This window comes from Nocardia sp. FBN12, from assembly GCF_054031145.1.
Genome location: NZ_CM132926.1, coordinates 5,135,308 through 5,157,519 on the forward strand (window position 1 = coordinate 5,135,308; position 22,212 = coordinate 5,157,519).

Annotated in this window: 17 protein-coding genes; 7 read left to right on the plus strand and 10 right to left on the minus strand. The window is 67.8% G+C overall.

The window, feature by feature from the left end:
* Positions 1 to 8 precede the first annotated feature (8 nt).
* A complete protein-coding gene (locus ACWZHB_RS24380) occupies positions 9 to 2,576 on the minus strand; it encodes a UvrD-helicase domain-containing protein (protein WP_427904138.1) in 2,568 nt (855 codons plus the stop codon).
* A gap of 380 nt (positions 2,577 to 2,956) precedes the next feature.
* On the opposite strand from ACWZHB_RS24380, the gene ACWZHB_RS24385 reads away from it, so the two are divergent.
* Positions 2,957 to 3,250, plus strand: a complete 294-nt coding sequence (locus ACWZHB_RS24385; protein ID WP_056816138.1) for a chorismate mutase — start codon at positions 2,957 to 2,959, stop codon at positions 3,248 to 3,250.
* Between the two features lie 99 nt (positions 3,251 to 3,349).
* Here ACWZHB_RS24385 and ACWZHB_RS24390 read toward each other — a convergent pair whose 3' ends face one another.
* Positions 3,350 to 4,807 carry an NAD-dependent succinate-semialdehyde dehydrogenase gene (locus ACWZHB_RS24390; protein ID WP_427904139.1) on the minus strand — a complete coding sequence of 486 codons (1,458 nt, stop codon included), beginning with the start codon at positions 4,805 to 4,807 and terminating at the stop codon, positions 3,350 to 3,352.
* A 352-nt stretch (positions 4,808 to 5,159) separates the two neighbouring features.
* On the opposite strand from ACWZHB_RS24390, the gene pgi reads away from it, so the two are divergent.
* A complete protein-coding gene (gene pgi, locus ACWZHB_RS24395) occupies positions 5,160 to 6,803 on the plus strand; it encodes a glucose-6-phosphate isomerase (RefSeq protein ID WP_427904140.1) in 1,644 nt (547 codons plus the stop codon).
* A 159-nt stretch (positions 6,804 to 6,962) separates the two neighbouring features.
* Positions 6,963 to 7,958 carry a hypothetical protein gene (locus ACWZHB_RS24400; protein ID WP_427904141.1) on the plus strand — a complete coding sequence of 332 codons (996 nt, stop codon included), beginning with the start codon at positions 6,963 to 6,965 and terminating at the stop codon, positions 7,956 to 7,958.
* Here ACWZHB_RS24400 and ACWZHB_RS24405 read toward each other — a convergent pair.
* From ACWZHB_RS24405 to ACWZHB_RS24425, 5 genes are all read right to left on the minus strand, one after another.
* Entirely contained in the window at positions 7,930 to 9,483 is a 1,554-nt protein-coding gene (locus tag ACWZHB_RS24405; protein WP_427904142.1) for a GAD-like domain-containing protein, read from the minus strand. The genes ACWZHB_RS24400 and ACWZHB_RS24405 overlap by 29 nt on opposite strands.
* 93 nt (positions 9,484 to 9,576) lie before the next feature.
* Positions 9,577 to 10,119, minus strand: coding sequence for a potassium channel family protein (locus tag ACWZHB_RS24410; RefSeq protein ID WP_427904143.1), 543 nt, complete (start codon positions 10,117 to 10,119; stop codon positions 9,577 to 9,579).
* A gap of 75 nt (positions 10,120 to 10,194) precedes the next feature.
* Complete coding sequence (locus ACWZHB_RS24415) at positions 10,195 to 10,863, minus strand: nucleoside/nucleotide kinase family protein (RefSeq protein ID WP_427904144.1); 669 nt, start codon at positions 10,861 to 10,863, stop codon at positions 10,195 to 10,197.
* A 205-nt stretch (positions 10,864 to 11,068) separates the two neighbouring features.
* A complete protein-coding gene (locus tag ACWZHB_RS24420) occupies positions 11,069 to 12,697 on the minus strand; it encodes an acyl-CoA dehydrogenase family protein (protein ID WP_427904145.1) in 1,629 nt (542 codons plus the stop codon).
* Positions 12,698 to 12,715: 18 nt separating this feature from the next.
* Positions 12,716 to 13,321, minus strand: coding sequence for a TetR/AcrR family transcriptional regulator (locus tag ACWZHB_RS24425; RefSeq protein WP_427904146.1), 606 nt, complete (start codon positions 13,319 to 13,321; stop codon positions 12,716 to 12,718).
* Between the two features lie 204 nt (positions 13,322 to 13,525).
* Between ACWZHB_RS24425 and ACWZHB_RS24430 the strand changes: the two genes are divergently transcribed.
* Positions 13,526 to 14,287 carry a crotonase/enoyl-CoA hydratase family protein gene (locus ACWZHB_RS24430; RefSeq protein ID WP_427909281.1) on the plus strand — a complete coding sequence of 254 codons (762 nt, stop codon included), beginning with the start codon at positions 13,526 to 13,528 and terminating at the stop codon, positions 14,285 to 14,287.
* The gene (locus ACWZHB_RS24435; RefSeq protein ID WP_427904147.1) at positions 14,287 to 15,681 is read left to right on the plus strand and encodes a hypothetical protein; all 1,395 of its coding nucleotides are present in this window, start codon (positions 14,287 to 14,289) and stop codon (positions 15,679 to 15,681) included. The genes ACWZHB_RS24430 and ACWZHB_RS24435 overlap by 1 nt, the downstream gene beginning before the upstream one ends.
* A gap of 24 nt (positions 15,682 to 15,705) precedes the next feature.
* Here the strand turns inward: ACWZHB_RS24435 and ACWZHB_RS24440 are convergent, their stop codons facing one another.
* Together ACWZHB_RS24440 and ACWZHB_RS24445 are read right to left on the minus strand one after the other, a co-directional pair.
* On the minus strand, positions 15,706 to 16,404 hold the full coding sequence (locus ACWZHB_RS24440; RefSeq protein WP_427904148.1) for a TetR/AcrR family transcriptional regulator: 699 nt from the start codon (positions 16,402 to 16,404) through the stop codon (positions 15,706 to 15,708).
* A gap of 44 nt (positions 16,405 to 16,448) precedes the next feature.
* The gene (locus ACWZHB_RS24445; protein WP_427904149.1) at positions 16,449 to 17,747 is read right to left on the minus strand and encodes an alpha/beta hydrolase; all 1,299 of its coding nucleotides are present in this window, start codon (positions 17,745 to 17,747) and stop codon (positions 16,449 to 16,451) included.
* A 133-nt stretch (positions 17,748 to 17,880) separates the two neighbouring features.
* Here ACWZHB_RS24445 and ACWZHB_RS24450 point away from each other — a divergent pair, with 133 nt between their 5' ends.
* Positions 17,881 to 19,983: a bifunctional lysylphosphatidylglycerol flippase/synthetase MprF gene (locus ACWZHB_RS24450; RefSeq protein ID WP_427904150.1), complete on the plus strand. Its 2,103-nt coding sequence runs from the start codon at positions 17,881 to 17,883 to the stop codon at positions 19,981 to 19,983.
* On the opposite strand, the gene ACWZHB_RS24455 is transcribed toward ACWZHB_RS24450, so the two are convergent.
* A complete protein-coding gene (locus ACWZHB_RS24455) occupies positions 19,980 to 20,672 on the minus strand; it encodes a pyridoxamine 5'-phosphate oxidase family protein (RefSeq protein ID WP_427904151.1) in 693 nt (230 codons plus the stop codon). The two genes, ACWZHB_RS24450 and ACWZHB_RS24455, sit on opposite strands and share 4 nt — an antisense overlap.
* Positions 20,673 to 20,751: 79 nt before the next feature.
* Between ACWZHB_RS24455 and pdxR the strand changes: the two genes are divergently transcribed.
* Positions 20,752 to 22,170 carry a MocR-like pyridoxine biosynthesis transcription factor PdxR gene (pdxR, locus tag ACWZHB_RS24460; protein WP_427904152.1) on the plus strand — a complete coding sequence of 473 codons (1,419 nt, stop codon included), beginning with the start codon at positions 20,752 to 20,754 and terminating at the stop codon, positions 22,168 to 22,170.
* The last annotated feature ends 42 nt before the right edge of the window (positions 22,171 to 22,212 follow it).

The window sequence follows — 22,212 nt, forward strand, 5'->3', positions numbered from 1 at the left end:
ACCTAGAATCACAACTTCACAATCGTCCGACTGAACTGCGGAATCAACCGAATCTTCCCCGCAGACCCGAAGTCGATAGTCACCGTAGCCAACGGCCCCACCCCATCAGCCGCCACAACCCGCCCCAACCCATACTTATCATCAGTAACCCGATCCCCCACGGCAAGAACAAGTTCGGTGTTATTCCGCTTAACAGCCCCACCCGGCGCAGGCCGACGCTCACCGGCCCCCCCACGCACACCCGGCCGCTGATCCCACCCACTCCCACTGGTCCAATCCCGCTCGAACCCACTGTCCTCCCCCCGACGCCGCCCCCGCTGCGGCGAAATCACCGGCTCCAACCTGCGCCAATCCAGCAGATGCTGCGGAATCTCCTGCAGGAACCGCGATTCCGGGTTCGACACCGGCTGCCCCCACCCCGACCGCACAACCGCGCGCGAGAGATAGAGCCGCTGACGAGCCCGCGTGATCCCCACATAGGCCAGCCGACGTTCCTCGGCCAACTCGTTCGGATCACCCAGCGCCCGCATGTGCGGGAATTGCCCGTCCTCCCAACCGGTCACGAACACCACCGGGAATTCCAGCCCCTTGGCCGTGTGCAGCGTCATCATGGTGACCACACCCGTGCCCTCGTCGGGGATCTGATCGGTATCAGCGACCAGCGACACCCGCTCCAGGAAGGCCGCCAGCGAACCCGGCTCTGGTTCACCGTCGCCGGCCTCGGGCACCAGCCCTTCCTCACGTGCCGCCTCGGCATTGTTGAACGCCTCGGAACTGAATTCGCGGGCAACGCTGACCAATTCGTTGAGGTTGTCGAGCCGCGCACCGTCCTGCGGATCGTCGGAGGCTTCCAGCTCACCGCGATATCCGGTGCGATCGAGCACCGCCTCGACCACATTCCCCACATCGGGATAGTCGCTGTCGGCCCGCTTACCGGCGAGCCGAATCTCGTCGAGCAGCTCGAGAAACCCCGCGATGGCCCGCTGCGCACGGGTATTCAGCAGCGCGACCTTGCCATCGGCCGCATCACGCAGAGCCGCGGCGAAGCCGATATCGCGCTGTTCGGCATGCACCGCCACACACGCCTCGGCCCGATCGCCGATCCCGCGACGCGGAGTATTGAGAATGCGGCGCACGCTCACCGCGTCTTCGGGATTCTCGAGCACCCGCAGGTAGGCCACCACGTCGCGCACTTCTTTGCGCTCGTAGAACCGCACCCCACCGACGACCTTGTACGGCAGGCCCATTCGGATGAAGATCTCTTCCAGCGCACGCGAATTGTTGTTGGTGCGATAGAACACCGCCACGTCGCCGTAGTTGGCATCGCCGCCGTCGACGAGCCGATCGATCTCCTTGGCGACGAAGGAGGCTTCGTCGTGTTCGTTGTCGGCGACGTAGCCGGTGATCAGTTCACCCTCGCCGGAATCGGTCCACAGCTTCTTCTCGCGCCGGCCCTCGTTGCGCGCGATCACCGCGTTGGCGGCGGACAGGATGTGTTGGGTGGAACGGTAGTTCTGTTCCAGCAGAATGGTTTCCGCATCGGGGAAGTCGCGCTCGAATTCCTCGATATTGCGGATCGTGGCGCCACGGAAGGCGTAGATCGACTGGTCGGCGTCACCGACCACGCACAGCTCGCTCGGCTCGACCGCCTGCTCGTCCGCGTCACTGTGGTGCCCGACCAGCTCACGCACCAGCACGTACTGGGCGTGGTTGGTGTCCTGGTACTCGTCGACGAGCACGTGCCGGAACCGGCGCCGGTAGTACTCGGCGACCTGCGGATGGTTCTGCAGCAGCGCCACCGTCTCGCCGATCAGATCGTCGAAGTCCATCGCGTTGGCCGTGCGAAGGCGGCGCTGGTACTCGGCGTAGACCCTGGCGACCAGCGCGGGCAGTTCGGTGTCGTCGGCTTCGGCGTCGGCGGCGGCCTTTTCCGGATCGATCAGTTCGTTCTTCAGATTGGAAATGGCGGTCGACAGCAAACGCGCCGAATACTTCTTGGTGTCGATCTCGAAATCGCGGCTGATCATCGTGAGCAACCGCCGGGAATCATCGGCGTCGTAGATCGAGAAATTCGAATTCAAACCGGGCAGCAGGGCCGCCTGCATCCGCAGAATGCGCACACAGCTGGAATGGAAAGTCGACACCCACATGCTGGCCGCCCGCGGACCGACCAGCCCCGCGACCCGTTCCCGCATCTCGGCAGCGGCTTTGTTGGTGAACGTGATGGCCAGGATCTCACCGGTGCGCACGCCACGTGCCGCGAGCAGGTAGGCGATCCGGCGGGTGAGCACCGCGGTCTTGCCCGAGCCCGCGCCCGCTACGATCAGCAGCGGTGAACCCGCGTGCATCACCGCGGCGCGCTGTGGCGGATTGAGCCCGTCGAGCAGCCGCTCGATCTCCTCGGCACGCTGTTGTTCGCGCTCCTGGCGGCGCTGCGACTGTTCGGCGCTGTTTCGGGCCGCCGCCTGAGCCAGCGCGGACGCGCCGGTGCCACCACCGTCCCGAGGCGATAGCGCGCCAGGCGCGGGTTCGTTGGGATCGGTGGCTGAGGCGTGGGGAGCGACCGTGATATCCATCGTCTGTCCACGCTACCGGCGGGCACCGACAAGCTGCGAACTGCTCCCGATTCGATGACCGGCCGGCAACGGCCCGGCAAACCACTGGTGAACTCGACCAGCTCGGCACCGCCGCCACCTGGTGAACCTTCTCAGCGAATTCATAAACAGAACTGTTTTGCCTACCTACCGCCCCGTGGCAGACTGGGCCTCATGATCAGCGCTCCTCCGCATGCCCGGATCGGCCGCCGATCCGATATCGTGACGGGGAGTACGACTGATTGCGCACTCCCGGGGGGATCCAGTACTGCCCATCGGGAAAAGTTTCAGGGTGACGGAACAGATCGGGTAACAGGCCGTTCGGTCCGACCGATCCAAGTTCTGACACGAGGAGATGAATGATGAGCACCCCTGCTACGACAACCGGGTCCGATTCGGCCTTGCCGCAATCCGAAGCCGAGATCGACAAGCTTCGCCTCGAGATCGACCAGCTCGATGCCACGATCCTTGCCGCGATCAAACGCCGCAGCGAGATTTCCCGGATCATCGGCCGCACCCGGATGGCTTCCGGCGGCACGCGCCTGGTCCACAGCCGTGAGATGAAGGTACTCGAGCGTTTCAGTGAGCTCGGCCAGGAGGGCCACACCCTCGCCATGCTCCTGCTCCGTCTCGGCCGCGGCCGCCTCGGCCGCTAGGCCGACCCCCCAAACCATGCGGCGACCAGCCAGTTCGCCGCTTCCATAAAGCCGCCCCGGGTGCGACACCATCCCCGGGGCGGTTGTTTTTTGTCTGGCTCAGGTGAGCGCGATGTATTTGGTGTTCAGGTATTCCTCGATGCCCTCGGTGCCGCCCTCGCGACCTAAACCTGATTCCTTGACACCGCCGAACGGGGCAGCCGGGTCGGAGATGACGCCCCGGTTGACGCCGACCATGCCGCTCTCCAACCCCTCCGAGATGCGAAGCGCACGATCCAGGTCCCGGGTGAAGACATAGCTGACCAGGCCGTATTCGGTGTCGTTGGCGGCGGCGAGACCCTCCTCCTCGGTATCGAAGGCGACGATCGGGGCAACCGGACCGAACACTTCCTCGCGCAGGATGCGGGCGGTCGGCGGGACATCACCCAGGACGGTGGCCGGGTAGTACCAGCCCTCGCCGCCGGGGACCTTGCCGCCGATCAGCACGCGTGCGCCCACGGAAACAGCATCGTCGACCAGGTCGCTCACGATCGTCCGCTGGTCCTCGCTCACCAGCGGGCCGAGGGTGGTCGCGGGATCGGTCCCTGGACCCATCACGACGGTGTCGGCCACCGCGGCGACGAACTTCTCGGTGAACTCGGCGACCACACCGCGCTGCACGTAGAACCGGTTGGCCGCGGTGCACGCTTCGCCACCGTTGCGCAGCTTCGCCAGCATCGCACCGGCCACGGCGGCGTCGATATCGGCATCGTCGAACACGACGAACGGCGCGTTGCCGCCCAATTCCATGGACGTGCGAAGCAACCGGTTCGCCGACGACGCCACGAGTTTCTTGCCGACTTCGGTGGAGCCGGTGAAGGTGAGCTTGCGCAGCCGCGGATCGTCGATCAGCGGGCTCGTCACAGCCCCGGAACGCTGCGTGGTGACCACCGACAGCACCCCGTCGGGCAGACCGGCCTCGCTGCAGAGCCTGGCCAGCGCCAGCATGGTCAGTGGCGTCGCCGAGGCGGGTTTGACGATCATCGTGCAGCCCGCCGCCAGCGCGGGCCCGATCTTGCGGGTGCCCATGGCGAGCGGGAAATTCCACGGCGTGATCGCCAGGCACGGCCCCACCGGCTGCTTGGCGACCATGATCCGGCCCGTCCCCGACGGCGCGTCCAAGTACCGCCCGTGAATCCGCACCGCCTCCTCGCTGTTCCAGCGGAAGAACTCGGCGCCGTAGCGCACCTCGTTGCGGCTCTCCGACAGCGCCTTGCCCATTTCGAGCGTCATCAACAGCGCGAATTCCTCGGCTCGCGCGGTGAGCTGCTCGAACACCGCCCGCAGGATCTCACCCCGCTCCCGCGACGGCGTCGCCGCCCACGCCTCCCCCGCCGCGACGGCCGCGTCCAGCGCCCGCATCGCGTCCTCCGGAGTCGCGTCGGCCACCTGCGCGATCACCGACCCATCGGCCGGATTCCGCACGTCGAAAGTCCCACCCCCGGTGGCCTCGACAGGACCGGAACCGATCCACAAACCCTTGGGCACGAATTCAAGTACGTCGCGTTCAGACACCATGAGCCCACCCTAAGCCCGCACCCGCAACCACCGAAGAAGAAACATGACCACCCTCCCGCACCACACCGTCCATGGCCTGTCCCCGCCTTCCACAACCCACCCACCCCAACCACCGCACTCCCGACCCTTAGGGAGGGACGGCCACGAAGTGGCCGGTCGCGGCCGGGTCGCCGGTTAGGCGCCGTTGCGTAGGCGACGAAGGAGCAAGCAACGGCGCCTAACCGGCGGCCCCTAGGGGCCGCGACTCGAGCGCGCCAGCGCTCCAATAAACACAGCCCCAAACCTCCCTGGGACTACTCAAACCCCATGGCTAGAGCGCGCCAGCCGTACAGCAACGCGGTACCCTCGGCTCGTGAGCAGCAGCGACATCACCGCGTCGGCGGCCTGGCAGGCACTGCACAGCAATCACCGCACGGTCGCGCCGATGCACCTACGGCAGCTGTTCGCCGACGACCCGAAGCGCGGCCACGAGCTGACGCTGCAGGTGGCCGACCTGCACATCGACTACAGCAAACATCGCGTGACTCGCGAAACCCTGCGCCTGCTCATCGATCTCGCGCGCACGGCCGGTGTGCCGCAGCGCCGCGACGCGATGTACTCGGGCCAGCACATCAACACTTCCGAGGACCGCGCGGTCGGCCATATCGCCCTACGCCTGCCGGTCGGCGATCAGCTCTGTATCGATGGCACCGACGCCGACGCCGAGGTGCACGACGTCCTGCGCCGGATGGGCGAATTCGCCGATTCCGTCCGCTCGGGCGCGTGGCGCGGCGCGACCGGTGAGCGCATCGAGACCATCGTCAATATCGGTATCGGCGGCTCGGATCTCGGCCCCGACATGGTGTATCGCGCGCTGCGCCACTATGTCGACGCGGGCATCGCCGCTCGTTTCGTCTCGAATGTCGACCCCGCCGATCTGGTCGCCAAGCTCGCCGGCCTCGACCCGGCGACGACGTTGTTCATCGTCGCCTCCAAGACCTTCTCGACCCTGGAAACCCTCACCAACGCGACCGCGGCCCGCCGCTGGCTGGTCGACGCGCTGGGCGAGGAAGCGGTCGCCAAGCATTTCGTCGCGGTGTCGACGAACGCGGAGCGAGTGGCCGAGTTCGGCATCGACACCGCGCACATGTTCGGCTTCTGGGATTGGGTGGGTGGGCGCTACTCGGTGGATTCGGCGATCGGCCTGTCGGTGATGGTGACCATCGGCAAGGAGCAGTTCGCGCAGTTCCTCGGCGGAATGCACGCCATAGACAAGCATTTCGCCACCGCGCCCCTTGACGAGAACGCGCCGGTACTGCTGGCGATGCTCGGCGTCTGGTACTCGAACTTCTTCGGCGCGGAATCCCGTGTGGTACTGCCCTATTCGAACGATATGGCCCGATTCCCGGCCTACCTGCAGCAATTGACGATGGAATCGAACGGCAAGTCGGTGCGCGCCGACGGCACCCCGGTGACCTCCTCGACCGGCGAGATCTTCTGGGGTGAACCGGGCACCAACGGCCAGCACGCCTTCTACCAGCTACTACACCAGGGCACCCGCCTGATCCCCGCCGACTTCCTCGGCTTCGCCCGGTCCACCGACGACCTCCCGACCCGCGACGGCACGGGCAGCATGCAGGACATCCTGATCAGCAACTTGTTCGCGCAGTCGAAGGTGCTGGCCTTCGGCAAGACCGCCGAGGAGATCCGCGCCGAGGGCACCGACCCGGAACTGGTGCCGCACAAGGTGATGCCGGGCAACCGGCCGAGCACCACGATCCTGGCGGCGGAGCTCACACCGTCGGCGCTGGGTCAGCTGATCGCGCTCTACGAGCACCAGGTGTTCGTCGAGGGCATCATCTGGGGGGTAGACAGTTTCGATCAGTGGGGCGTCGAGCTGGGCAAGCAGCAGGCGCTCGCCCTGATGCCGTTGCTGAGTGAGCCGGAAAAGCCGGTGTCGGTGGGTGATTCGTCGACCGACGGGCTCATCGAGTGGTATCGGTCGCACCGTCGGTGATCTCGTCCGGTAGGAGACAATAGGCAGACACACCCTGCTACCCCACTACCGTCGCAATACAGTCGAAGTGTGCGAAAACCGTGGGGCGAATTCGGCATCGATGAATGGCTGTGGACACAGATCCGCAACCCGCGACCGAAGTTCGCGACCCCAGTCCCGGTGGTCGACCTGCCCGGGTTCGCGGCGGGCGAAGTGTCGTCGCGGCGTTGGCTCGACTGGCGACAGGCGAATGCCATCAACGCGTTCGCGGTGCGGTTGACTCGTGAGATCGTGGCGGCCCTGGGGCAGGAAGGCATTACGCCCCTCGAAACCTGGCTGCACCGAGAAGTCAGAAGGACCAGCGTGGGTGGACGCTCGCGAATAATCGACCCGCGAACCGACGCCAACGGCTTCGCCATCCTGACTTCGGTGAAATTCCCGAAATACAGTATCTTCTCCGGCAGACTGGACGGCAGAATCGTGCCGGCGATCTACGCCCAGTACCCGATCTCCGCGACCACTACCGCGAGCGTCAACAGTTCGATACCCGGCCCCTACGGATTTCGCACGGGCGTGCGGTTCCCACTGAACGGCGAACGGTACGATACCCTCCAAATCGGCTCCCCCAGCTACTTCCACCGCTACCGCGAAAGCCCCGCCTATCCTGGCCGCTACATCGGGAACTGGCCCCTGGACCCCGCTGCTGAGCGCGAACCGCTCGTCTACCCCGACAAGCCACGACACACGATGCCCGCGCGGCGTCACGTTCCCGCAATCGCCGAATACACCCTGGCCGAGGTGACTCGCTGGAGCGAATACCTCGGCTACCGACTCGGCGATGCCACCTCCGGCTGGCACTTGGACTGGAATGAGTCCACCGTCAAAGGCTATGAGACCTACGTGCTCTCGGCGCCGGTCACGCTCACCGTCACCGAAGCCGAGATCGGGCGACGCGCGCTCCCCTACACAGCCGTGTCGGCCAAGCTCAACGGAGTATCTCGTGAACCGCAACCCTGGCATCGACAACGCTCGCCCCTGATTACCTTCAACATCTTCAACGGCTTGCGGGCAGATATCAATGACCCCGATACGCCGGGTCAGTTCGTCCTCACGGTCAAGAGCAGCGGCTACCGCAGTCGGCCGGCGTTCAGTCTTCCCTGCTGCCGAAGCTGCTGAAGAAAGGCTGAGAAGTGGCTTTCAGGTGTGCGGTTGCCGCGGCGCGGATCGTGGACATCGCTGAACGTGCGTCCGACCGGGCCGCTGTCTCGGTGCGGTAGACAACACTGCGCCCGCGGGGATTCTCACCGACGAAGGGCAGTGGATCGAAGGCGTAGATCGTGGAGTGGTCGAGCGGGCCGAGCTTTGCCACGATCTTCCCGAAAGCACCACGCCAGTGGGTATCGCCGCTGACCTGCGACCCCAACGCCAAGACGAGCGCGCCGAAGTCGACCCCGCGCGCGATGTGGACGACTTCGGGTGTGAGTGGGTCGATACGGACCAGGTTGCCCATTTCCGCCTTGAAGCAGATGATTTCTCCGAACGCGGTCCGGAACAGCGGGATCTGACCTGCGCGATGGGTTTCCGGAAGGTCGAGTCCCGCCAGCCATTCGTCGACGATCGGTTGCCATTCGTGCGGGTCGCACACCCACAACAATCCCTTGGCGAAGCCCGCGAACCCGACCTCCCGCCAGAAGGTGTGCACGATGCCGGGCAGATCGCTGTACTCGTCGAAGTAGCTCTCCGGAACCGCCACCTGCTCGAGCGGTTCACCGGTCCAGCTGGTGTTCCACCGGGACAGGAAGTCGTGTACTTCCAGCGGGAGTTGCTTTCCGGTGGCGCCGAGCGCCGTCCACAGCTCGTCGAACTCGGTCTGGCGGGTGATGAACTGCCGCAGTTCCCCTCGTTCGTGCAGGTAGCAGATGACAACGTAGGGGATACGGACGCTGAATCCGTATTCGTCGTGCGAGGACGTGTAGTTGGTGGGGCCGACGCTCGAGTCCCGCACATAGTCCTGCACCGAGTCGTCCAGGCTGTCGATACGCGCATCGAAGTTGCGGTAGATGTATTCGTAGAACTCGGCGATTCTCTTGATCTCGTCCCATCCCACGCATTCGTCGACGAGTTCGTCGATCGCGACGTAGTCGTGCGGGTAGGCCATGAAGGCGAAGTTCTCCAGGTACCGGTAACGCCAGTCATCGGGCATCGTCGAGAGATCCGTCGGCAGGCTATTCAGCACGCGGCCGTGGCTCCACAGAACTTCCTCGTCGAACTGAAATCCCTCGAAGTCGTCCATCATGGACAGCATCGACTCCAGGAGGAGTTCCCGTACGTCCGCGTATCCCTCGACGTGATCGGGGCAGCTACGCAGTAGGTCGTCGACCTCGTCCATCGATTCCTCGACGTCGCCGCTCCATTCGATGTCGTCGCCCCCGAGGTCATCCGACTTCTTCTCGGTCAAGCGGCGCTCGAGAGTGTCGAACAACGTCACGACAGCGTCGGAGTACCGCGGTTCCGCGGCGATGTTCCACTCGATCTCATCCAACGACACGGTGTGCCCGGTCGATTCCGCGATGAGGTTGATGGCGGCGGTCTGGTATCCCTCCGCGATGGGGACCGTCGTCGAGAACCGACCGGATTCGCCGGCCAACTCGCGCGGGATGCGGACAAGGTAGTTCCTTCTACCCTCGCTTCGGACGCTCACGCGATACATGGCCCTCCCCCTGCCCTCCAGTGTCACGTGGTGAGACTCTAGCGCGGCGACCGGGGACGGTACCAGTAGCCGATCGAGCGCAACCTACTGCGCGGCAGTCCCGTTCGCGGCGCTGAGCCTGCGGGTGACGCTGGTCGTGACAATAGTGGCCAGGGTGCCGATCACCACCAGGTCGAACACAATCTGGACCATCGTCGCGACGCGGGCCACCTGACCGACGGCGTGGACGTCGCCGTAGCCGATGGTGCCGAGGGTGGACAAGGTGTAGTACAACGCGTCGGTGCGCGTCACCAGGCCGTCGAACTCGTCCGGATGTAGTTGCTGCAGCCGGTAGTAGAACAGCGAGAACACCACGCAGACGATGCATACGACGAGCAGGACACCATCAACCCGGCCGCCCGCCGTCGCCGGCGCTTTCAGGAAATGCTCGATCCGCCGCCACACCAGCCACACCAGTCCGACGACGCCCGCGATGAAGCTGACCACCCCGAACACCCGCCCCGGCCAGGCATCGAGCTGGAACGTCCAGCTCATCGGCACGCTGTAGTAGAGCAACAGCGCGCATACCGCCGCCGCGCCGTTGCGCAACGCGTGCCCTGGCACCGATACCCGCCGACGTCGCGTCATCGCTCCATGATTGCCCGGTGACGCCGAATTTCGTGGCGCACGCGCCGACTGCGCGACCGCCACTGCCGAGTCACCTCAGCTGATCCGGTATCCCTGCCCCGCCGCCGCGAGCACCAGGTCGGCTCTGTCCCTGCTCGCGGCGACGAGATCGGCGTTGCGCAGATCGCTATCGGTGACCTTGATCCGCGCCTCGGTCGCCGACCACCCGCCGGCTGTGTGCCGGTGTAGCAATCGTTCGGTGAGGATCTCGCGCGGCGCGTCGAGGTACCAGCACGCGTCGAGCAGTCCCCGGACCTCCGCCCAGCCGGGCGCTTGGGCATCGGTGAGCAGCAGATAATTGCCCTCGACCACAACGACCTCTTCGTCACGCACGAGCACGCCGCCTTCGGTGGGTTCGTCGACGGCCCGGTCGAACAGCGGCCATGGCAAGTCAGCGCCGATCGGCGTCGCCCGCAGCGTCCGCAGGTCGGTGACGAAGGCGGCCGCGTCGAAGGTATCGGGCTCGCCCTTGCGGTGTAGTGCTCCGCGGGCGCGCAGTACGTCGTTGCGCAGGTGGTAGCCGTCCATCGGCGCGATGACAGCGGGTCTGCCCGCGCGGGTGAGCTCGGCGCCGAGCCGCTCGGACAGCGTCGATTTGCCCGCGCCCGGTGGTCCCGCGATACCGAGCAGGAAGCGCCCGCCGAGCGAGTGCGGGACCCGCCGGGCGAGGTCGGTCACCGACAGCACCTCACTCGGCCAGGTCACTGCCTCACCCTACGAGATCACCATGCCTGTATGCCTTGCAGCCAGCGCCGAATCCCTGCCCTTCGACCCGCAGAGCCAGGCGGAGGACAGGTGGGCACAGCCGGGGGTCTCGTCACCGTCGACAGCCAGAGGCGGGCGCCCGGTCCCGGGCATCAGCCCGGAGGCCGAGTTGGCCGCAGATGCCCCCGATACCGGCTCGCCCGGATCAGACCACGTCGACGAAGGCTCGCTCGATGATGGCGCCGGTGTCGACGCCGACGGGCAGGGTGCCGAAGGCGATGCCCCAGTCCCCACCGAGGCGGGTCGCGCAGAAAGCATCCGCGACAGCGGGGTGCCCGTGCCGCACCAGCTGCGCGCCTTGGAGGACGAGTGCCATCAGTTCGACGACGCGGCGGGCACGATATTCGATGTCGGACAGGTCGGTGAGTTCCTTGCCGACGCGGTCGATCGCGTCGTCCAGGCGCGAATCGGCGCCGCGGGCGAGCCCGACCTCGGCGAAGTACGCCTCGACCGTCTCGGGCTGACGCCCCATCGCGCGCAACGCATCCAGCGCCGCCACATTGCCCGATCCTTCCCAGATCGACATCAACGGCGCCTCGCGGTACAGCCGCGGCATACCCGACTCCTCCGCGTATCCGTTGCCGCCCAGGCATTCCAGCGCTTCGGCGGCATGCGCGGGCGCCCGCTTGCAGACCCAGTACTTGGTGATGGCGAGGGCGATCCGGCGCAGCGCGGCCTCGGCCGGGTCGCTGCCGGCGCGGTCGGTGGCCCCGGCCAGTCGCATCATCACCGTGGTCGCGGCATCGGATTCGATGACGAGGTCGGCGAGCACATTGCGCATGGCGGGCTGGTCGATCAGCTTGGCGCCGAAGGCTGCTCGGTGCCGGGCGTGATGGATCGCGGTCACCGCGCCGAGGCGCATGCCGGTGGCCGAGCCGATCACGCAGTCGAGGCGGGTCATGTTGACCATTTCGATGATCGTCTTCACGCCCGCGCCCTCGGCGCCGACGAGCCAGCCGGTCGCGTTCTCGTATTCGATCTCCGAGGACGCGTTGGACTTGTTGCCCAGCTTGTCTTTCAGCCGCTGGATGCGAATCGGATTGCGGGTGCCGTCGGGCAGCACACGCGGCAGCAGGAAACACGACAGGCCGCCAGGGGCCTGCGCGAGGGTGAGGAACATGTCCGACATGGGAGCCGAGGTGAACCACTTGTGTCCGACGACGCGGTACGAGCCGTCGGGTTGTGGTGTGGCGGTGGTGGTATTGGCTCGAACGTCGGAGCCGCCCTGCTTCTCCGTCATCGACATGCCCGCGATGAGGCCGGCCTTGGCCGACGGTTCACGCAGGCCGAAATCGTAGGTGCGCGAACCGAGTAGCGGTTCGAACCGGGCTGCCAGTTCGGGGTTGTGGCGCAGCGCGGGCACCACCGCGTAGGTCATCGAGATCGGGCACATGTGCCCGGCGTCGGCAGCGCCCCAGGTGTAGAACTTGGCGGCGCGGGCGGTGTGCGCGCCGGGCCGCTCGTCGAGCCACGGCGAACCGTGCAGGCCATGTGTCACAGCCACATTCATCAGGTCGTGCCAGTGCGGGTGGAATTCGACCTCGTCGACACGGTTACCCCACCGGTCGTGGGTGTGCAGCACCGGCGGGTACTCGTTGGCGAGCCTGCCCCACTCCTGCGCCTCGACACCGCCTGCCAGCGCGCCGAGTTCGCGCACCTCGGCTTCGGCCCAGCCCGCGCCTTCACGGTGCAGGCCCTCGAGTAGCGCGGGGTTGCGCGCCGCGTCGAAGGGGATCAGCGGTGGTGCCTGGTTGAACACTTCGTGGGTCGGCATGTCCTGTAACTCCTTCGACTACAACGTTTCCGGGCGCGCACCGAGCGCGCGTACGGCGAAAGCGACCAATTCCGGGATGACGGTCTCGGCGTGCGGTGCGGCGGCCAACGGGCCGACGAGTACCTCGCCGATCGCGCCGACCAGTGCGGCGGCCGTGAGGCCCGAATCCTGGGCGGGCAGCCGACCTTCGGCGACACCGTGGGCGATGGCGGTCTCGAACGAGGCGGCGAACGCGCGCCGGAACTCCAGCCGTTGCGCGTCGACGGCGGCGTCGACCGGCTCGGCCAGCAGCACGTAGGCCAGCTTCGGGTTCTTCAGCGCGCGGCCCGCGAAGGTCTCCACCGCCGCGGTGACCCGCCCGACCACGTCACCGTCGGCCACCGCGGCCCGGACCGCGTCGACCTCGCGGGCGACGACGGTCTCGAATACCGCGGCGACCAGTGCGGCCTTGTTCTCGAACTGCTTGTACACGGTGCCGGTGGCGATCCCCGCCTCGGCGGCGACCGCGGCCATCGACAGCCCGGCGAACCCGTCGCGCGAGAGCACGCGGGTGGCGCCCTGCACGATCAGCGCCCGTTGCGCGTCGAGCCGGGCCTGCACGGCCGGGGTCCTGCGGTACACCATGCGAAGAAGTGAATCATGGATTCACCTCTTCACACAAGAGGCCTTCACCCACGAGCGCTGTGCCCGTATGGTCGAAGAATGGAAACAGGTTCACCGGCCGAGAACAGCGCGCGGTCCCGAGGATCGGTGGCCGGGCAACCCGGTTCGCCCGCCGGCGGGCGATCGGCCGGGCTGCCCGTCGACGGCAGCGAGGCGGCGAAGTCGGTGCGCGTCGAGCATGCGGGCCCGGTCACCACGGTGATCCTGGATCGCCCGCAAGCCCGCAACGCGGTGGACGGTCCGACCGCGCAGGCGCTGGTGGAGGCCTTCCGCGCGTTCGATGCCGACCCCACCGCCGCGGTGGCCGTGCTGTGGGGCGAACACGGCACCTTCTGCTCCGGCGCGGACCTCAAAGCCCTCGGCACCGAGAACAGCAATCACGCCGCCGAGGACGGTGACGGCCCGATGGGACCCACCCGGCTGCGCCTGTCCAAGCCGGTGATCGCGGCGGTCTCCGGGTACGCGGTGGCAGGCGGGCTCGAGCTCGCCCTGTGGTGCGATCTTCGAATCGCCGAGCAGGACTCCACTTTCGGCGTCTTCTGCCGCCGCTGGGGCGTCCCGCTGATCGACGGCGGCACCGTGCGCCTGCCGCGCATCGTCGGCGAAGGCCGCGCACTGGACATGATCCTGACCGGCCGCCCGGTGAGCGCACCCGAGGCGCTGCAGATGGGCCTGGTCACCCGGGTCGTGCCCACCGGTGACGCCCGCCGCGTCGCCGAGGAATTGGCCGCCCAGCTCGCCGCCCTCCCCCAAACCTGTCTGCGCACCGACCGCGCCGCCCTCTACGACCAGTACGGCCACGCCGAGGAAGAGGCACTGCGCATCGAATTCCGGCACGGCATGACGGCCCTGACCGGTGGCGCGCTCGACGGCGCCGCCCGCTTCACCGCAGGCGAGGGCAGGCACGGTAGTACCGACCACCGCTGATGGACCCGCTCACCGTCGTCGACGAAATCTTCCTCCGCACCCACCGAGGCATGGGCACCCCCATCGCCCTCCAGGGCCTGTGGCGCACCCCCGACGCGATGGAACCGGCTCTCCTGCAAGCGATTCACCACCATCTGCGCACCGGCCCCTTAGGCCGCCGGGTGGTCACACCCCGAGTCCCCGGCGCCCGCCGGACCTGGCACCCCAACGTCACCGCCCACCCCCTCGACATCCTCCCCGACCGAGACGGTGGCCCACTCACCGATCTCGCGATCCTGCCGTGGGCCGACAGCCTCGGTGCCGATCTGGACCCGGAGTTCGCGCCCGGCTGGCGCCTGTCCGCGGCACGCCTCGACGATGGCGGAACCGTTGTCGCCCTGACCTGTTCGCATGCCCTGGCCGATGCCCGTGGCCTGATCCACGCCATCACCGCCGCCCTTCGATCCCTCGAATCCACCGGCCCCGGCCTCGACGAACCCGCAGGATCACGCAGTGCCGGATCGGCGCAGCACATCGACGACGAGATGGGCAGTCGCACACAGTTTTCGGAATGGGCCGACGCCTGTTCCCAATGGGCCGTCATCATCGGCGGCACCGCCCGCGCGCTGCGCCGAAGGCTCGCTCGACCGGCACGTCCCATCGAGGACCCCTCCGCTGACCGCGTCCCGGACTCCGACATCGCGCCGTTGCCGACTGCGCGGAACCCACCTTCGCGGCCCGGCACTGATGTGTCGACGGACGGGCGCGTGGGCGGTTCGGCCAGCGACCGGGACCTACGGCCACTGCTGCTCACCTTCGACGCCGATCACTGGGACACCACCGCCACCGCCCTCGGTGGAACCTCGAACAGTCTGTTCATTTACCTGATCGCAAACATCCTGTGGGAGAACGGCTTCCCCGACCCGACGATCACCGCAAGCCTGCCCGTCGACACCCGCGACGAGCCCCGCGTCGACAACGACCTCGCGATGACCGAGATCGCCATCCAACGCCGCGACACCCCCGCGACGATCCGCGACAAGGCCAAGGCTGCCTACCAACGCCGAATGTCCAGCCCCGCAGGCCTTCCCGAGCAGATCCTCCAGGTGATCCCCGACCGATGGGCCTATGCCCTGAGCAAGGGCGCGGGCGAGCGAGACATCCTGTGCTCCAACATCGGCCCCCTACCCGACACCGTGCGAAAAGTCGGCCCGCACAACTGCACCCGAGTGGCTGCCCGCGCGATCCACCCCGGCATCACCACGTTCCCCCGCACCCAACTCTCGGGCTACCTCTCCCGCCTCGACAACACCTACTCGCTCGCACTGGTCGGCCTCACCGCCGACAACGACTCGCTTTTCGACGCCGTCCAGAATGCCTGCGCGAAACAAGGATTGAGACCTACACCTTGGTGAGCGCCTCCAACGCCGCCTCGGCCGTCAGGTAGCCGTCATCCCGATGAGCAGCACGCGCAGCCCCCAGACGAACTGATCAACGGAGGTCCACGCCGCGATCTCATCCAGATGCGCGGCGGTGCGCGGCCACCGGTCCGGATCCACGTCCCGCAGGGCCACACGACGAGCGGCGATCCGCTCGGATTCCGCGGGGAGCGGCGACTTTCCGTCGGTTTCGGCCACCTCGAGGGCGATCGAGCCGAGCACGTACACGAGCACCGCGTAGACCCCATGCGCCCGGATCGCCGACTGCAGCCCGCCGCGGGCGAGGCAGACGAACAGCGACTCGGTTATCTCCCGCGCCACCGGCCCGTCCGCCGACGGACTGTCCATGGGCCCCGACATGATCAACTCCGCGACGGCGGGATGGTCGAACAGCCGACCGCGCATGCCGAGCGCGAACTGGATCACCGCCGCGGTCCACTCCACCCCTTCGTCGGCGAGCGGCCCGAGCGCCACCGCCCCGAGCACGTGTTCGATCACGGCACGTTCGAGGTCTTTCACGCTACCGACGCGCGCGTGCACCGCATCAGCGTCGACCCCCAGCCGTTGCGCCACCGCGCCGATGGACAACGCTTCGACGCCGCCGGTGTCGAGGATGGCGAGCGCGACGTCAACGAGCTGCTCATCGATGCGCGATTCCGCCCCGCCGATGCCTGTACCTGGGGTTTTATCCTCGGACATGCGTCGAACTGTACTCCGCGAGTCCCCGCGGAACCCGTCACCGATCAGGGTGTCAGGCCGAGCCTGGTGGCCAACCACGGCAGCTGATCGCGCAACGCGGACGCCCACAGCGCGAAGTTGTGCCCGCCCGGCAGAATCCGCAATCGCACATCCATCCCCGCGTCTTTCGCCGCCTGGTACATCCGCTCCACCTGCGGCCGATACACCTCGTCCTCGGCCCCGACCACGAACGCACCGGCCGAATCCGGATACGTCCGCGACTTCAGCAGATCGAGCGGATTGACCCGCAGCAGCGCCTCGGTATCCCCGCCGAACGCGGCGTCCACGGTCCGCTGCCGGTCGCCCAGCGTCGGCTCGTCCTGTCCGGAGATATCGAGGAAGGTGGGATAGACCTCGGGGTAGTTGGTGGCAAGTTGCAGCGAGCAGGTCCCGCCGTAGGACAGTCCGCCGACCGCCCAGGAACGTGGATCCGGATCGATCTGCAGATTCGCTCGTGTCCAGGCAGGCACATCGACGGCCAGATAGGTGGCGACCTTGCCCAGCTCGGAGTCCAGGCACAACGGGTTCGCCAACTGGGAACCGGTTCCATCGGCCACCACGACCACCGGGGCGAGCCCGTCGTGCGCGCGGGCGAACGAGTCCATGGTCTCGGCCAACTGCCCACCGACGAACCAATCCCGCGGCGCACCCGGCTCACCGGCGAGCAACACCAGCACCGGCAACAGCGGCCGCGGATCCGCGAAATAGGCCGGTGGCAAGTAGATCTGGGCCTCACGAGCGGCGAAACCGGAAGCCGTCGGCGGGACCGAGGCCGTCAGCATCCGGCCATCGCGAGCCAGTCCACCGGGCTTGCGCCACGCGGGCTCGAGCGGACGCGCGCTGACCACCTGCTCGCGGCGGGTCAGCTCACCGGGCTCGACCCGATCCACCTGCTCGACGCCGAGCGCCGCGCCGACAGTCGGATACGACGCGTACTCCAGGTTGATCCGCACGCCCACCGCGACCAGCACGACCACCGCCGCGAGGACGGTCACCAACCCGGTCCACACCGTCCGGCGCACCAGAATTCGCGGTAGCACCAGTAGCACCGCGGCCACCGCGATCCCGATCAGCACGTACACCGAGACTGCGATCGGATCGGGAAACGGCCGCCACACCTCCTCGACGAACAGGTACAGCGCCACGGTCAGCACCGCCGCGGACAGCAGCACGATCGGCATGATCGTGGTGACATACCGCCGAACACGGGGTAACAGCAACCACACCGCACCCACGATGCCCAGTACCGTCGACGCCACCGGCAGCCATCCGGTGAGCAAAGACAGATCGGTGATTCGCGTCATCGCTGACCTCCACAGATGCCACCTCGACCGCCCTCGGCGCCCGCATCGCGGTCCCGGTACGGCCGCGATGACATACGGTACACAGAAGACCTCACCGCGCCGGTGCGGCGCACTCGCAGCAAAGGGTGGTTCCATGGACGAGAACACAGCTGCCACCGAACCGGCACCCGCACGCGCCGTCGCCTTGGCGCACACCGTGATCCGCCGGATGCCGTTCACCTTCGGCTTCCTCGCCGTGGTCGCGATTCTCGGTCTCGCCACCGGCGGCCTCTGGCGCAGGCTCGACGGACGTTCCTGGTTCCCCGAGATCGCCTACGGCTGGCCCGCGCTGACCGAGGGCAAGTGGTGGACGCCGCTGTCGGGCTGGTTCTTCGGCCTCACCCCGTTCCAATACCTCTGCATGGCAGTCGTTTTCGCCGCGGCGGTCGGCTGGACGGAGTGGCGCCTCGGGACCACGCGCACCGCCATGGTCTGCCTGTCCGGGCAATTGGTCGGCATCCTCGGCGCCTCGGTGACGGTCGGCTTGCTGGCGCACACCCATCTCGGTTGGGCCGACCGGCTTTCCGAGGTACGCGACGTCGGTTTCACCACGGGGGCGATCGCGGCGCTGGCCGCGGTCTCGGCGACCTTGCGTTCGCCGTGGCGGCTGCGGGTGCGCGCCGCGCTGCTGGCCTACGTGGCGATCACCTTCCTGTTCGAATCGACCTTCGCCGATCTCATGCATCTCATCGTGCTCGCCGTGTGGCTGCCCGCGGGCGAAAAGCTGTTCAGCCGAACCGAACACGGCTTCTGGCCGCGGACCCGCCGCGAGGTGCGCCTGCTCGCGTTCGCCGGACTGCTGGTGATCGCGGCGGCCTCGACAGCGGTGTATTTCTTCCCCGGCAACAGCCTGCTCGGTCCCACCGAGAACGAACGCGGCTCGTTCTGGAGCACGCTCCTCACAGTGCTGGTGATCGCGGTGGTCGCCGATCAACTGCGCAAGGGCAGGCGCTGGGCGTGGTGGGTCACGCTCGCGTACGGCCTGCTGCACGTGGTTCTCACGCTGATCCTGCTCGGCGTGGCCATCGGCACCGACTACGAGACCACCGGCGCGGTGACCGTGGGTACCGCCCTGCTGTGGGCGGGCGAGGTGGCGCTGCTCTACGGCGGCCGCGGCGCGTTCCGGGTGCCCGTCCGGCGCAAGATCACCGACGGCGCGCTCACCGGCGCCGAACCCGGTGACGCGGTCCGCACGCTGCTGGCCCGCTACGGCGGCAGCACCATGTCGTGGATGACCACCTGGCCGGAGAACAAGTACTGGTTCGCCGCCGACGGTGAACGCTGTGTCACCTACCAGCGCCACGCGGGCACCGTCATCGCGCTCACCGACCCGATCGGCCCGGTCGACCTGCTGCCCGACACCATCGCCGGGTTCACCGACCGTTGCGAGTCCGACGGCCTGATTCCGTGCCTGTTCTCCACCACGCGGTCGGTCGCCGATATCGCAGGCGAACTCGGTTGGCGCAGTGTGCAGATCGCCGAGGACACCATCGTCGACCTGCCCGAGCTCGAGTTCAAAGGCAAGGCGTGGCAGGACATCCGGTCGGCGATCAACAGGGCGGACAAGGAGGGGATCGAGTTCCGGCTCGTCGAACTGGCTGACGAGCCGTTCGCGGTGATCGCCCAGGTGCGCGCGATCTCCGAGGAGTGGGTGGGCGAAAAGGGGCTACCCGAAATGGGATTCACGCTCGGCGGCGTGGAGGAAGCACTCGATCCGGCAGTGCGGGTCGGCCTCGCCGTCGATGCCGACGGCATCGTCCACGGGGTCACCTCCTGGCTGCCGGTCTACGCGCCCGGCGACGAGATCCGCGGCTGGACACTGGATATGATGCGCAGGCGACCCGACGGCTTCCGGCCCGTGGTCGAATTTCTCATCGCCTCCGCCTGCCGGGCGTTCAAAGAGGAAGGCGCCGAGATCGTTTCGCTCTCCGGCGCTCCGCTGGCGCGCAGCGCGGGTACCGACGGCGCCGAACCGATCGATCGTCTGCTCGAAGGGCTCGGCGCCGCGATGGAGCCGTATTACGGCTTCCGGTCACTGCATTCGTTCAAGGCCAAGTTCCAGCCCCGCCACGAGCCGGTGTACCTGTGCTATCGCGACGAGGCGGATCTGCCCCGCATCGGCATCGCGCTGACGAAGGCGTACCTGCCCGAGGTCTCGGCCAAGGACTTGATCGCGCTCGGCGCCGCGGGGCACTAGCTCACCGGCAGTTCGACGGGGGTCACCCTGGCCGTGACGTCGGCGGGCACGTCGATGCCCGGTTCCAGGTCGCCGGCCGGGATCGGCTCGCCCCACACCTGCCGTAGCGGTAGTACGCCCGCCCACACACCGCCGGTCTCGATGTCGCTCTCGTCATCGTTCGGGCCGCCCGAACGCACCTTCACTGACGCTTCGGTGAGGTCGAGCGCGAGCACCATCGTCGCCGCCATCTCCTTGCGGTTGGGCGGCCGCACCCGATCCCAGGCGCCGGGCGCGGAATGCTCGACGATCACTCGTAGCGCGTTCGCACGCTCGGCCTCGTCGGTGACCAGCACCGCCCTGCCCCGGATCACCGCCGAGCGGTAGTTCATCGAGAAGTGCATGGCCGAGCGCGCGTACACCAGCCCGTCGACATGGGTCACGGTCAGCGAGATATCGGTGTCGATCGCGGCCCGCATATTGCCCGCTCCGGTGGATCCGTGCAGGTAGAGGGTGTCGCCGACGCGGCCGTAGATGGTGGGTAGCGCCACCGGCGAGCCGCCGAGCAGTACGCCGAGGTGGCAGACCAGGCCCGCGTCGAGCACCGCGTCCAGCGCCGCGCGATCGGTGACGCCACGTTCTTTCGAGCGGGTCAGGGTGGTGCGCGGGGTCGGCGAGAGGGGGCTGCGGTTGACGTCGTGCGTGCTCATAGGATGAGCTTCGCCGATAAAGTGGACCGCGTGTAGATCCAATTCAGCCGAAGTTCAACAGGCCAATTCGAGGTGGACGATGCTCGACGACCTTCCGATTCCGCTCGACCGGACCGCCCCCGAACCGCTGTCGGTGCAGGTGGCCGATGCCCTGCGCACCGCGGCGACCGACCGGGTGCTGCGCATCGGCGACCGTTTGCCGTCCTCGCGCGCCCTGGCTCAGCGGCTCGGTGTGAGCCGGGCCGTGGTGGCGGGCGCCTACGACCAGCTGCACGCGGAGGGCTGGCTGACCGGCAAACACGGGTCCGGCACCTACCTCAGCACCGCCCCCGCCACTGCGCCACCGGCCACCGGCGCGGGTCACGACACCGATCCCGACGCGGATCTGCTCGACCTCGGACCCGGCGCGCCGTGCGCCGAAGCGGTCGACTCCGCCGCCTGGCGCCGTGCCTGGCGTGCGGCAGGAGACCAAGCCCCGGAGGCTCGCAAGAACCGCGCGGGCGAACTGGACTTCCGGTCGGCGATCGCCGACCACCTCCTGCGCCATCGCGGACTGGCCGCCGGGGCCGGATCAGTGGTCCTGGCCACCGCGGGCACCAGCGCGGCGGTGGGTGAGCTCGCCACGGCACTGCTTCGCCCCGGCGATACGGTCGCCTTCGAAGACCCCGGCTATCTGCGCGCGGCCGGCGCGTTCCGGGCCGCGGGCATCGAGGTGCTCCCGGTGCCGGTCGATGCCGGCGGCTTGTGTGTCGACCGGATTCCGCCGGGTGTGCGCGCGGTGTATTGCACACCGGCGCACCAGTTCCCACTCGGCGCGCGGATGCCGGCCGCTCGACGTGTCGAGCTCATCGAATTCGCCAGGAGGACCGGCGCTTTCGTCATCGAAGACGATTACGACGGCGAATTGCGTTATGACACCGCGCCATTGCCACTGCTGGCGGCGATGGCCCCAGACGTCGTCGTCCATCTCGGGACCACCAGCAAGATCATCGCCACCACCCTCGGCGTCGGGTGGCTCGTCGCCCGCCCCGACATCACCGCCGCCGTCCTCGCGCACCGCACCGAGATCGGCAGCTCCCCCAGCCCCGCCGGGCAACGAGTTCTCAGCGAGTTCGCCCGCCACGGCGACCTGTCGCGGCACCTGCGCCGGCTCCGCCGCGTCGTGCCACCGCGCCGCGCCCTTGTGGTCGACGAACTCGCCCGCCGTGGCCTGCCCGTCATCGGCGACGACGCCGGCTCGCACGTCGTCGTCGAACTCCCCGGCCACGCCGCCGAACGCTATGCCGTCGACGCCGCCCGCGCCCACGGTGTCCTGCTCGACGGCCTGGCCCGCCACCACCTCGCCGAACCGCACCATTTCGGCGTAGCCATCGGCTACACCGCCCTGACCAGCGCCGATCTCGCCCGAGCGATGCCCGTCGCCGCCGATGCGCTCGCCGACGCGGCCACCGGTGATGCCGACCCGCAAGACCTCCCCGCCGGACCAGCGCGGTCGTAGCATGGACCGAGAGTCCCGCACTACCCTCCGACTATCGAAGGC